The organism is Nocardioides sp. (genome assembly GCF_016462705.1).
In the GTDB taxonomy this organism is placed as follows: domain Bacteria; phylum Actinomycetota; class Actinomycetes; order Propionibacteriales; family Nocardioidaceae; genus Nocardioides.
In genome coordinates this window covers 1-12,011 of sequence record NZ_JAEMSS010000133.1, presented here as the reverse complement: position 1 = coordinate 12,011, position 12,011 = coordinate 1, and the positions used below count along the sequence as shown (strand labels likewise).

The 12,011-nt window shown below is 72.7% G+C and carries 11 protein-coding genes; 2 read left to right on the top strand and 9 right to left on the bottom strand.

The genetic code is table 11. The annotated features are described in order from the left end of the window. The 7 genes from JHD21_RS15780 to JHD21_RS15750 form a co-directional block, all read right to left on the bottom strand. Window positions 1-1,988, bottom strand: a 1,988-nt coding sequence (locus JHD21_RS15780; RefSeq protein ID WP_292677140.1) for an ice-binding family protein, incomplete at its 3' end; no start/stop codon positions are given. A 154-nt stretch (window positions 1,989-2,142) separates the two neighbouring features. Next, entirely contained in the window at window positions 2,143-3,489 is a 1,347-nt protein-coding gene (locus tag JHD21_RS15775; protein WP_292677138.1) for an MFS transporter, read from the bottom strand. A 51-nt stretch (window positions 3,490-3,540) separates the two neighbouring features. Then, a complete protein-coding gene (locus JHD21_RS15770; RefSeq protein ID WP_292677136.1) occupies window positions 3,541-4,224 on the bottom strand; it encodes a YdcF family protein in 684 nt (227 codons plus the stop codon). Window positions 4,225-4,254: 30 nt separating this feature from the next. Further along, window positions 4,255-5,673, bottom strand: a complete 1,419-nt coding sequence (locus tag JHD21_RS15765; protein ID WP_292677134.1) for a cytochrome P450 — start codon at window positions 5,671-5,673, stop codon at window positions 4,255-4,257. 29 nt (window positions 5,674-5,702) lie between these two features. After that, the gene (locus tag JHD21_RS15760; protein WP_292677132.1) at window positions 5,703-6,632 is read right to left on the bottom strand and encodes an alpha/beta fold hydrolase; all 930 of its coding nucleotides are present in this window, start codon (window positions 6,630-6,632) and stop codon (window positions 5,703-5,705) included. After that, on the bottom strand, window positions 6,629-7,225 hold the full coding sequence (locus JHD21_RS15755; protein ID WP_292677130.1) for a TetR/AcrR family transcriptional regulator: 597 nt from the start codon (window positions 7,223-7,225) through the stop codon (window positions 6,629-6,631). Before JHD21_RS15755 ends, JHD21_RS15760 begins: the two co-directional genes overlap by 4 nt. Further along, window positions 7,222-8,562, bottom strand: a complete 1,341-nt coding sequence (locus JHD21_RS15750) for an NAD(P)-binding domain-containing protein (protein ID WP_292677128.1) — start codon at window positions 8,560-8,562, stop codon at window positions 7,222-7,224. The genes JHD21_RS15755 and JHD21_RS15750 overlap by 4 nt, the downstream gene beginning before the upstream one ends. Before the next feature lie 101 nt (window positions 8,563-8,663). Here JHD21_RS15750 and JHD21_RS15745 point away from each other — a divergent pair, with 101 nt between their 5' ends. Further along, on the top strand, window positions 8,664-9,392 hold the full coding sequence (locus tag JHD21_RS15745; RefSeq protein ID WP_292677126.1) for an SDR family oxidoreductase: 729 nt from the start codon (window positions 8,664-8,666) through the stop codon (window positions 9,390-9,392). Here JHD21_RS15745 and JHD21_RS15740 read toward each other — a convergent pair. Continuing rightward, a complete protein-coding gene (locus tag JHD21_RS15740) occupies window positions 9,389-10,003 on the bottom strand; it encodes a dihydrofolate reductase family protein (protein WP_292677124.1) in 615 nt (204 codons plus the stop codon). The genes JHD21_RS15745 and JHD21_RS15740 overlap by 4 nt on opposite strands. 57 nt (window positions 10,004-10,060) lie before the next feature. Next, window positions 10,061-11,083 carry an alcohol dehydrogenase catalytic domain-containing protein gene (locus tag JHD21_RS15735; RefSeq protein WP_292677122.1) on the bottom strand — a complete coding sequence of 341 codons (1,023 nt, stop codon included), beginning with the start codon at window positions 11,081-11,083 and terminating at the stop codon, window positions 10,061-10,063. A 55-nt stretch (window positions 11,084-11,138) separates the two neighbouring features. Between JHD21_RS15735 and JHD21_RS15730 the strand changes: the two genes are divergently transcribed. Beyond that, window positions 11,139-12,011, top strand: an 873-nt coding sequence (locus JHD21_RS15730) for an NAD(P)/FAD-dependent oxidoreductase (RefSeq protein WP_292677120.1), incomplete at its 3' end; no start/stop codon positions are given.

The window sequence follows — 12,011 nt, the reverse complement described above, 5'->3', positions numbered from 1 at the left end:
CCCACGCCCCAGGCCCCTCCGGACCTCACCACGGCCGTCATCGACTGCCCACCCACGGTGACCTGCACCGAGGCGCCCACCGCCTCGCTCGTCGTCCCCTGCAGCCGCGGAGTCGAGTCGGTGGTCGAGCGGCTCGCCCCGCCGTCGATGGCGATCGTCGGGGCGGACATGTCCACGGTCAGGACCTGCGTGGCGGTGCCGACGCTGCCGTCGACGCCGATCGACGCCATCACGGTGTGCGAGGCCTCGGACAGCGTGGCCGCCTGGACGCTCCAGGACCCGGCGTCCGCCGTCGCGGTCAGGGTCTGACCGCTCACCGTGACCGTCACGGTCGGGTTGCCGGCGACGCTGGTGGTGCCGGAGATGGTTGGCGTCGGGTCGTTGGTCCCCCGGGCGGCGCCGCCGTCGATGGCCACGACCGGGTCGGTGATGACACTGCCGACCTGCAGGCTCTGGGTCATGGTGCCGGTGTTCCCGGCCGCGTCGGTGACCGTAGCGAGCACGGTGTAGGTCCCGGACGCCAGCGTCTGCGCGCTGACTCCCCACCCACCTCCGGGCTGGACGGTCGCGACGAGCTCCTGGCCACCCAGGCTCACCCGCACGGTCGTCCCGGCCTGCTCGGCGGTGGTGCCGTAGGTCCACGGCGAGGTGTCGGAGGTCGACCGGGTGGCGCCGCCGTCGATCGTCAGGACCGGCACCGTGACGTCCACCGTGAGGACCTGGCTGTCGGTGCCAGAGTTGCCCGCGAGGTCGCTCACCGACGCCACCACGCTGTGCGACGTCTCGCTGAGGGCGGCCGCGTCGACGCTCCACGAGCCGTCGGTGCCGGCGGTGGTGGCCAGGGTCTGGCCCGCGACGAGCACGGTCACGGCCGGTGTCCCCGGTTCGTCGGTCGTGCCCGAGATCGTCGGGGTGACGTCGTTCGTCGCCGTCGCCGCGCCCCCGGCGATGGTGACGACCGGAGCCGAGGTGTCCACGGTGAGCAGCTGGGAGGCGGTGCCGGTGTTCCCGGACGGGTCGGTGACCGACGCGACCACGTTGTGGGTGCCGACGGTCAGCGTTCCCGCGCTCATGGTCCACGCACCGGACGCGGCCCTCGCGGTCAGCACCTGCCCCTCGATCGTGACCGTGACGAGAGGGGTCCCGGGCTCGTCGGTGGTGCCCGAGATGGACGCCGTGGTGTCGTTGGTCGAGCGCGTGGGACCGCCGTTGATGGTGACCACGGGCGCGACGAGGTCGTCGATCGGCTTGGTGACCGGGCTGTTCGCCAGGGCCACGGTGCTCGGGGTGAGGACGCGCCCCTTCAGGGAGGCGCCGTCGCCGAACGACACCACGCCGGCGCCGAGGATGGTGCCGAACCACTTGGCGTTGGCGCCCAACGAGACCGCGCCGACGACCTGCCAGTACACGTTGTTGGCGAGCGCGCCGTTGGCCAGGACGACCTTGGTCGAGGCCGCTGAGCTCAGCGCCGCGCCGACCTGGAACACGAAGGTCGCGCTCGGGTCACCGGCCGCGTCGAGGGTGATCGTCCCGGTGTTGGTGACCGCCGCGGCCGTCGTGTAGAGGCCGGGCGTGAAGGTCTTGCCGGCCTGGTCGCCGGAGAACGCGGTGCCGCCGGTCTGGGCCGCGGCGGCGTCGTACGCCGCCTGCCGGTCCTCGTGGGCGGCCTCGACGGCGGCGTCGCCGATGTGCGTCGTGCCGGTCACCGTGCCGGGCGGGAAGCCGGCCAGGGTGCCGGTCACGCCGAGGTCGAGCGCGAGCACGGTCCCGGCGCCGGTGTTGGTGATGCTGGGCCCGGCGAGCACCGAGAAGCCCGCGGCGCTGCCGAGGTCGACCGACGAGGCGGCGATCCTCTGGGGTGCGGCCGCGGTCGGGGCGCCAGGCGCTGCGGTGGCCATCGACCCCGCGACGAGCAACAGGCTGGCGGCGAGAGCCACCTGCGCCGCCCCGGTCCGGAGGAAGGTGGAGGACAGTCGGGAACGACTCATCTGGTGACGCCTTCAGTTGTGGCACTGGCGTCATCTGCCCGGTCGTCCGGGTGGGTGAGTCTCAGCAGTTGCCTTGCTTGTGACGGTATCCGCGAACGTCGGTGCCCGCAGCCGAACGTTCGAGCCGGGGGCTGACCGCGGCGGAGCTGGGCGCTCAGCCCTCGCCCGCGGCCTCCCGCACGGCCCGCTCGGCGACCGCGTGCTCGTCGGTGCGGGCGTCGTAGCGCCAGAAGTCACGCAGCCAGAGCGCGGTGAGCCCCACCCCCGCGACGCACGCGAAGCCGCCGGAGGAGATCGCGCCGCGGACCGACCACAGGTCGGCGGTGACGCCGGCCCGGACCTGGCCGCCCAGGGGACCGAGCGAGTACGACAGCATCTCGATGCCCGCGAGCCGGCCGCGCATGGCCTCCGGGATCGTCTGGCTCCAGACCGTGCCGCGGAAGATCGCCGAGATCATGTCGGCAGCACCGGCGAACGCCAGGAAGACGCCGACGAGCCAGATGCTGGGCATCAGCCCGGCCAGGCCGATCATCGCGCCGTACACCGCCGCGGCCAGGACGATCGCCCGGCCGTGGTGGTGGATCCGGGCCGTCCACCCGCTCAGGGCGGTGGCCAGCAGGGCGCCGACGGTCTCGGCGGAGTAGAGCAGGCCGAGCAGCTCCGGGCGCTCGAAGACCTCCTCGACCAGCGCCGGGAACAGCACCACGGGGATGGCCAGCAGCATCGCGGCGATGTCGACGAGGTAGGTGCCGAGCAGGTCACGCCGGCTGAACGCGTAGCTGAGGCCGTCCCGGATCCCCGAGAGGCTCGGGGGCGTGGTCTCCTCGCGGTGGGTGTAGGTCCCCATCGCCACGTAGAGCAACGAGGCCACGGCCAGGCCCGCGATGTCGATGACGAAGCACCAGCCGATGCCGACGTAGGCGACGAGGAGCCCACCGACGGCGGGACCGACGAGCACCCCGAGCTGCATGCCGAGGCTGGACAGCGCGTTGGCCGCGGGCAGCTCGGCGTGCGTCACGGTGCGCGGCATCAGCGCCTCCCGCGAGGGCCGCTGCAGGGACGAGGTCGCGGCGAGGAAGAACGCCGCCACGAAGATCAACCAGACGTGCGGATCGGCCAGGAACGCGTTGACCGCGAGCACGCCCGTCACCAGGGACTGGCCGACGCCGGTCCAGATCAGCAGCTTGCGCCGGTCGACGTGGTCGGCCAGCGCGCCGCCGTACAGCCCGAACACGATGATGGGCGCCAGCTCGACCAGACCGATCGCGCCGACCGCGAGGTTGGAGCCGGTGAGCGTGTAGATCTGGTACGGGATGGCGACGTAGCTGACCATCGCGCCGAAGTAGAAGACGGTGCCGGCCCAGAACAGCAGCCGGAAGTCCCGGGACGTGCGCAGTGGCGTGAGGTCGACGCGCACCGCGCGGAGCCGCTCCCGCCAGGTCACGGGCGGAGACTCTCCCATGCGGTCCTCGTCGGGTGCCACGGAGTTCTGGGTGCTCATGCCGAGGAGTCTCGACAGCCGCTCTTGGCTGCGTCTTGCGCCGGTCTTGGGTCAGCCGCGGGCCGGCCGGCCCCAGTCCGGGTGCTCGCGCAGCACAGCGGCGTACGCCGCCTCGATCTCGTCCGGGATCTCCACCGCCGCCTGGAAGCCGCGGCCGCGTGGTCCGTAGCCGTCCGCGTCGTCGCGCAGCCGCGGCACCTCGCCCATGACCAGCGAGACCCACCGGTCCCGCGGCCACCGGTACCGTCCGCCGGTGCGGGGGCCGGGCCGGTTCACCGCCCGCACCTCGGGCCAGACCTGGCGGCACACCGCGTCCATGCGGCGCTGCATCGTCGGGTCCTGGACCAGCCCGACGGTGCGCGGTGCCAGACCGTGCCCGAGCACCACCTCGCGGGCGAGAACGACGTTGTCGCCGCAGTTGGTCGACCGTGGCTCCAGGAGCCAGTCCTGGATTCCGTGCCGCCGGCCGAGGTACGCCGCCATGAGCTCGGTCTCCGTGGAGCCCCGGTCGGCGCCGAGGATGCTGCGCAGGACGTCGGTGGTGTGGCCCTGCCCGCCGACGAGCACGAGCGTGCCGACCCGGCCGTCGAGGACCAGACCGGCCGCCATGTCCCAGGCGTCCGGCAACGACCCGCCGAAGAGCAGCAGCACGTCCACGTGGTCGGGCTCGGGGTCCTCGAGCGCGAGCCACCCGGCGATGGTCTCGAGGTGGTCGTCGACAGTGGGCGCCGTCAACGTGCCGTCATCGCGGGGGCAATCGCGGGGTCATCGAGGGGTCACGTGGATGCGCGCGCCGCGGTCCGGCACCGAGGTGATGTTGCGGACCCGGGGCCCGTCCTCGTGCTCGGTGTGCACGTTCCAGGCACCGAGCACCTCGCGCAGGACGGCCGCGCCCTCCATCAGCGAGAAGCCGGCGCCGATGCACCGGCGCACTCCGCCGCCGAACGGGATCCAGGTGTTGGTGGGCGGGTTCTGGCCGAGGAAGCGGGTCGGGTCGAACTCGGCCGCCCGCTCGTAGTTGACCTCGCTGTGCGCCACGATGATCGACGGGCCGACGGTCGCGCCGGCCGGCAGGTCGTGGCCGCCGACCGTGGTCGGCTTCATCAGGGTCCGCACCACCATGGGGATGACCGGGTGCAGCCGCATCGACTCCTTCATCACCGCGTCCAGCCACGCGTCGCCGTCCGCGTCCCGTGCGTCCGCGGCCTCCTGGGTGCGCCGCATCAGCTCAGGGTTCCGGCCGAGCTCGTACAGCGCCCACGACAGCGCGGTCGCGGTGGTCTCGTGACCGGCGAGCAGCAGGGTGACGAGCTGGTCGCGCAGCTCGGTGTCCGACAAGCGGTCCTCGGGGTTCGCCGAGGACATCCCCTCGCGGATCAGCCGGGACAGCACGTCCGAGCGGTCGGCGAGGTCGGGGGCGGTACGCCGCTCGCGGATCTCGGCGTACATGAGCCGGTCGAGCTCGTGCTGGTTGTCGACGACCTTCTTCCACGGGCCGTACTGCTGCAGCCGCGGGTAGCTCCAGGCCAGCATGATGACCGGGTTGATGTCGACGGTGGCGTTGACCCGCGGGCGGAGCTCGGCGAGCCGGCGCTCGTCGGTCACGCCGAAGACGACCCGCAGGATCACCTCGAGCGTGAGCGCGTTCATCCGCTGCAGCGACTCGAAGGTGCGGTTCGCCGGCCAGTGCGCCACCTCGTCGCGGGCCAGGTCGGCGACGAGCTCCTCGTAGCCGCGCAGCGCCTGGCCGTTGAAGGCCGGCATCAACAGCTTGCGGGCCCGCTTGTGCTCGGCCCGGTCCTGGAGGAGCAGCGAGTGCTCCCCCATGATCGGGCCGAGGATCGAGTTGCCCTTGCCGGCGTGGAACACCTCGGGATCGCCGGCGAAGATCTCCTTGACGTCCTCCGGCTTGGTGAAGAGCACGAGCGGCCGGCCACCGGGGACGAGCTGGACGGTGTAGGTGGGCCCGTAGGTCTTCCGCAGCCAGGGGTGGAAGCGGTGCCGGTAGCGGAACAGCGCCATGGTCTGCACGATCGGCGGCCACGAGGGCCCGGGCGGCAGCCCGGACGGGTCGATCGGTGGGAGGTCGTTGCCGCCCACCAGGCTCATCTTGGCGAAGCGCTCGGCGGTCAGCGCGTCGACGTCGACCTGGTCGTGCTCGGCTTCGTGCTGCGTCAGTGCCACGGGACCGACGCTACTGACCGGTGGGCGGCTCAGGCATCCGACCCAGGGCGGAGATGCCGCGAGAGGAACGACACCTGGTGCGCCAGCGCCGGCTCGAACCAGTCCGCGCCCGGCCAGACGTCGAAGTGGTCGCACGGGTAGTGCCTGACCTCGGCCCGGCCATCGAAGGCCGCCTTCGCCGCCGCCTGCGGCGGCGCGCTGCGGTCGAAGTCGGCGATCTGCACGAGCAGCGGGCAGGTGAGGTCCTTCGCGGCCTTGGCCGGACGATGGTTGCCGAGCTCCATGCCGACCGAGGCGTCGACCTCGTTGCGCCAGGTGGGACCGGCGATCGCGAGGTAGGACTCGTAGTGGCCGGGCAGCGAGAGCGCCGCCACCTCGCCGGGCCGGCCGACGATCGGCATGGTCACCGGCTCGCGGCCCGCGACGGAGGCGAGCCGGCTGCGGAAGCCGGCCACGGTCGACCTCGCGATGCTCGACGGCGCGTGGTGCTTGAGTGCCAGCCGGGCCGCCGCCATCCCGTCCACCAGCGGGGTCAGGGAGACGACCGCGGCGACGTCGTCGCGGTGGGCGCCGGCCGCCAGCACGTGGCCGCCGGCCAGCGACACCCCCCACAGCACCAGGCGGCGCCGGTCCACGCCGGGCAGCGACCCGGCGGCGGCCATCGCGGCCCGGTAGTCCTCGAGCTGCCCGGCGAGGCTCACCCGCTGCCGGGGCTCCCCCTGGCTGGCGCCGAACCCGCGGTAGTCGAAGGCCAGGACGTCGAGCCCCGCCTTCGCCAGGCCCTCCGCGAACGGCGCGAGCCCGGAGTCCTTGGTGCCGCCGAGGCCGTGCGCCATCACCACGACGGGACGCCCGCGACCGGTGTCGAGGTCGTCGCCGGCACCGGCGAAGTGCCAGCCGTGCAGGTCGACCCCGCCGGACTCGAACACCACCTCGTCGTACGTCGCTGCACCGGTCACTGCTCGAGCCTCCCGTAGATCGTGTGCACCCAGACGGTGACCACCGCGTCGACCAGGTCGTCGCGGCCCAGAGGGCCGCCGAGCGCGAGCCGCTCCAGCATCCGGTCGTTGAGCTCCAGCAGCACGGACGCGAGGTGTGCCGCGTCGGGACCGGCGGGGGCCGCGCCCGCGGCGCGCTCGGCCTCGATCACCTCGGCGACCACGGGCACGAACGACTCCCGGTCGTTGTCCCAGAGCTCGCGGACCGTGGTGCTGGTCGCGCGGGCGTCGTACATCGCCCGGTAGAGGTGCTCGTGCCGCTCCCAGGCGGCGAACAGCGCCCGCACCATGCCCTCGACCCGCTCGGCCGGCGTGCCCCCGCCGGTCAGCAGCGCCGCGGCGTCCGCCGACTCGTCGTACATCTCCTCCATCAGGGCCGCCACCGCGCTGGCCTTGTTGTCGAAGTAGAAGTAGAACGCCGAGCGGGTGACGCCCGCGCGCCGCGAGATGTCGGCGATGTTGATCGAGTCGAGGCTGCCCTCGCGCAGGTGGTGGTCGAGCGCCTCGAGCAGTGCGGTGCGGCGTACGTCGCCGCGCGGGGTGCCGACCTTCACGAGGCCCGCACCTGCTGGGCCCGGCGGCGCCCCTCCGGCAGCTCCTGGGTGCGCATCTGGTGCTCGTAGACGAAGTAGTCCAGCTGGTGGGTGTGCCGCGGCCGGTCGAGCATGTGGCCCATGTACTTCCGGTCGTCGGCCTTGATGACCTCGTGCATCTCGGCCTCCGACGGCGGCGCGTACTCGCCGATGGCGTAGGCCGCGATCAGCCGCGCCTGGCACTCGACGAACGGGAAGAGCGTCGGCGTCGCCTGGGCGAACCCGGCGAAGAGCAGGTCGTCGATGCCCGGCTTGAGGATCCGCTTGTAGAGGTCGATCCGGTTGTCCGGCGCGCTGAGGAACTCCGGGTCGAAGAACGGGAAGGTGAGGTTGTAGCCGGTGGCGTAGATGATCGCGTCGAACTCCGCCGAGGTGCCGTCCTCGAAGTGAACGGTGCTGCCGTCCAGGCGGGCGACGTTGCCCTTGGGGGTCACGTCACCCGACTTGAGCCGCAGCGGCAGCTCGCCGGACTGCGTCGGGTGCGCCTCGAAGAACTTGTGGTTGGGGGCCGGCAGGCCGTAGAGCGTCGGGTCGGACGCGGTGAACCGCTGCCCCCACTGGGCGAGCTTGCGCTGCCAGCTCAGCGGCAGGTGCGGGTTGGTGCGGTAGTTCATGTCCGCGGCCTTGCCGTTGATCAGCTTGGGCACGACCCAGGCGCTGCTGCGCGTCGACAGGGTGACCTGGTTGCGCAGCGACCGCTGGGACAGCTCGACGGTGATGTCGGCGGCGCTGTTGCCGAGCCCCACGACGAGCACCCGCTTGTCCATGAGGTGCAGCGGTGTCCACGGGTCGATGTAGTGGTGGGAGTGGATCGTCTCGCCGGTGAACTCGCCGGGGAAGTCGGCCATCCGCGGGTCCCAGTGGTGGCCGTTGGCGACCACCAGCAGGTCGAAGCGACGGGTCTCGCCGGCCTGGGTGTCCAGCTCCCAGCCTCCGCCGTCCAGCCGGCGGGCGTGCTCCACGCCGTTCTCGAACTCGATGTGGTCGCGCAGGTCGAAGGTGTCGGCGTAGAGGTCGAGGTAGTCCTTGATCAGCGTGTGGTGCGGGAAGTCCGGGTAGCTCTCCGGCATCGGCAGGTCCTTGAAGGACAGCTGGTGCTTGGAGGTGTCGATGTGCAGCGACTGGTAGGCGCTGCTGTGGCCGTTGGGGTTGCCGAACGCCCAGTTGCCGCCCACCCGGTCCGAGGCCTCGAAGCAGGTGACCGGCACGCCGTAGTCGACCAGCATCTTCGTGGCGGTCAGCCCGCTGATGCCGGCCCCGATCACCGCCGTCGACGGTGCGCGAGTGGGTGTGCGCAAGGAGTCCCCCGTTGGTCGAGCCTGTCGAGACCTCCGCAACGTAGGCACTAACTTGACACGTGTCAATTGCCGGAACGAGTAGTGGTCCGAGGGAGCGTGGCATGAGCGAGCGAGTAGCGGTGGTCATCGGTGGGGCGTCCGGGATCGGCGCGGCCTGCGTCGACGCCCTGCGGGACGACGGCTGCCGGGTGGTCGTCGCCGACCTGCCCGGGACGCCGTGCGACGTCGACGTGGACGTCACCGACGAGGCGCAGGTCGCGGCGTTGTTCGACGGCGTCGTCGAACGTGAGGGCCGGCTCGACGTGGTGGTCAACAGCGCGGGTACGTCGACGCTCTCGCTGGTCGTCGACCACGACGCGGCCGACTTCCGAAGGGTCGTCGACGTCAACCTGACCGGTGGGTTCCTGGTGCTCAAGCACGCCGGGCGGGTGCTCGGCGAGGGCGGCTCGGTCGTGTCGCTGACCTCGCTCAACGCCCGGCAGCCGGGCACCGGCATGGCGGCGTACTGCTCGGCGAAGGCCGGTCTCGCGATGCTGACCCAGGTCGCCGCGCTCGAGCTCGGGCCGCGCGGCATCCGGGTCAACGCGATCTCGCCGGGCCTGGTCGTCACGCCGCTGACCGCGCCCGCGATGGACATCGCCGGCATCGAGGACGACTACCTCGCCAACACCCCGCTCGGCCGCTCAGGCACGCCGCAGGAGGTGGCCGAGGCCGTCGTCTACATCAGCAGGGCGGCCTGGCTGACCGGGGAGGTCCTCGACCTCAACGGCGGCGCCCACCTGATGCGCTACCCCGACCTGGTCGGCCACGTGACCCGGGCGTTCTCCTAGGACCGGCTAGGCCCGCGTTCCACCCGGTACACGACGTGCGTCGCTCTCGGCGACGCGAGGACCTCGACCGGGACCAGCTCACCGTGGGGGAGGTCGTCGAACGGCCGCTCGCCCGCGCCGAGCACGACGGGCGCGTGCGTCACCAGGAGCTCGTCGACGACGCCGGCCTGGAGGCCCTGCCGGACAGCGCTGGCGCCGCCGGCGATGGTGACGGTGGCGTCGCCCGCGGCCTCGACCGCCCGCTCCAGCGCCTCCTCGAAGCTGCCGATGAAGTGGAACGTCGTCCCGCCCGCCATCTCGATCGGGTCGTGCGGGTGGTGGGTGAGCACGAACACCGGTGCGTGGTAGGGCGGGTCGTCGCCCCACCAGCCGCGCCAGTCCCGGTCCCACTCGCCGCGGACCGGTCCGAACATGTTGCGGCCCATCACGTAGGCCCCGCGCGGGGCGAGGATCCGCTCCACGGCCGTGGTGTCCGCCTCGGGCAGCGGCTCGTCGAACATCCACCGGTGCAGCTCCTCGCCACGGACGCCGAGCGGGTCCTGCTCGGTCTGGTCGGGCCCGGCCATGAAGCCGTCGAGCGAGATCGTGAAGTGCGCGGTGACGAGTGGCATGCGGGACGGACCGCCTTCCCGCCGGAGACTCATCGGCGAGCGCCGTCGCGCGCGGGCCTAGAGCTGGAAGCGCACCTTGACGCAGTCCGGGCTGCGCTCGGCCACCCGGGCGTACGCCGCGGGCGCGTCGGCGAGGTCGTGCACGTGGGTGAAGATGCCGGAGGTGTCGAACCGCCCGTGCTGCACGAGCGGGACGAGGTCGCGCCAGGTGCGGTGCACCGGGGCCGTGGTCATCCGGAGCGTGATGCTGCGGAAGACGCCCATCAGCACCGGGAGCGGCCAGGGCTCGAGGTCGTGCACGCCGATGACCGAGACCGTGCCGCCGGCGCGGACGGCACCGAAGGCGTCGGCCAGCGACCCGTCGGTCGCCACCGCGTCGATCACCGCGTCGGCGCCCAGGCCGCCGGTGGCCTCCAGGACCGCCTCGACCGTGGGCCCGTCGAGCGCCACGGCGCCCGAGGCCACCGCGCGCGTCCGGCGGCCGGCGACGGGGTCGACCGCGAGCACCCGGCCGGCTCCCTGCAGCAGCGCCGCGCGCACGGCGCAGAGCCCCACCGCCCCGAGGCCGAGCACCACGACCGTGCCACCCGGCGGGATGTCGGCCCGGGCCGCGCCGGCCCAGCCGGTCCCGAGGTTGTCGGTGAGCAGCAGCGCGGCCTCGTCGTCGACACCGTCGGGCACCTTCAGCAGCTGGAAGTCAGCGGCCGGCACGGCGAGCAGGTCCGCCTGGCCTCCGCCCAGCTCGCCCGAGCCGAACACCTTCGGTCCCTGGACGCAGGTCACCGGGTCGCCCGTGGCGCAGCCCGGGCACCGGCCGCAGCCGGCCACCGAGGCGACCAGGACCCGGTCCCCGACCGCGACGTCGCGCAGGTCCGGACCGGCCTCGACCACGGTCCCGATCACCTCGTGGCCGACCGCGACCGGGAAGAACGGGAGGTCGCCGTCGTAGAAGTGCAGGTCCGACCCGCAGATCGCCGCGGTCGCGATCTGGACGACCGCGCCGTCCGGCCCGGGCAGCTCCGGGTCCGGGACGTCCTGCACCGCCACCTGACCGGCTCCCTCGACCACCACTGCACGCATGGGGCGACACCGTAGGGCTGTAGACACATCCGCACAACTGTGTACCGTGCGGCCCGTGCCCAACCCCCACGCCGGACGTCCGATCGGGCCCGAGGTCACCGACGCCGACATCGCCGCCGCCCTCGAGGACCTGTCGGTGCCGGCCCTCCTGATGGCCTGCGTCCACCTGTGCGAGGACGACGCCCAGCGGCGCGCCCTCCTGGACGGGCCGGTGCGCCCTCAGGGGCTGTTCCTCAACGAGTACCAGGGCTTCATGACGCCCGAGGACCAGGCCGCGGGCCGGGCCCTCGCCCTCGACGTGATCCGCGGGTGGCGGGACCGCGGCTGTCCCGAGCCCGAGCCGCTCCCGCCCGCGCTGCTGCACGAGATGATGACCTGGCTCGCCTGCGACACGGTCGGCGACGAGTACGTCCCGATGGTGCTCGAGGAGCTGGCGCTCGACGGCGCCGACAGCCGGGCGCCCGAGCCGATGGCCGGCGCGGCGGCGTACCCCGTGGTCATCATCGGGTGCGGGATGTCCGGTCTGCTCGCGGCGATCCGGCTCCAGCAGGCGGGCTTCCCCTTCGTGGTGGTCGAGAAGAACGCCGGGCCGGGCGGGACCTGGTGGGAGAACCGCTACCCCGGCGCGCGGGTCGACGTCGGCAGCCACTTCTACTCCTACAGCTTCGAGCCCGCCGACCACTGGACCGAGTTCTTCTCCCGGCAGCCCGAGCTGCGCGCCTACTTCGAGCGGGTCGCCGAGGAGCGCGGCGTCCGCGAGCACGTCCGGTTCGGCGTCGAGGCCACCGCCGCGACGTACGACGACGAGAGCGCGACCTGGACGGTGACGCTGGACGACGGCGACGCCCTCACCGCGCGGGCGGTCGTGTGTGCGGTCGGGCAGCTCAACCGGCCGTTCGTCCCGGACGTGCCCGGCGAGTTCGACGGG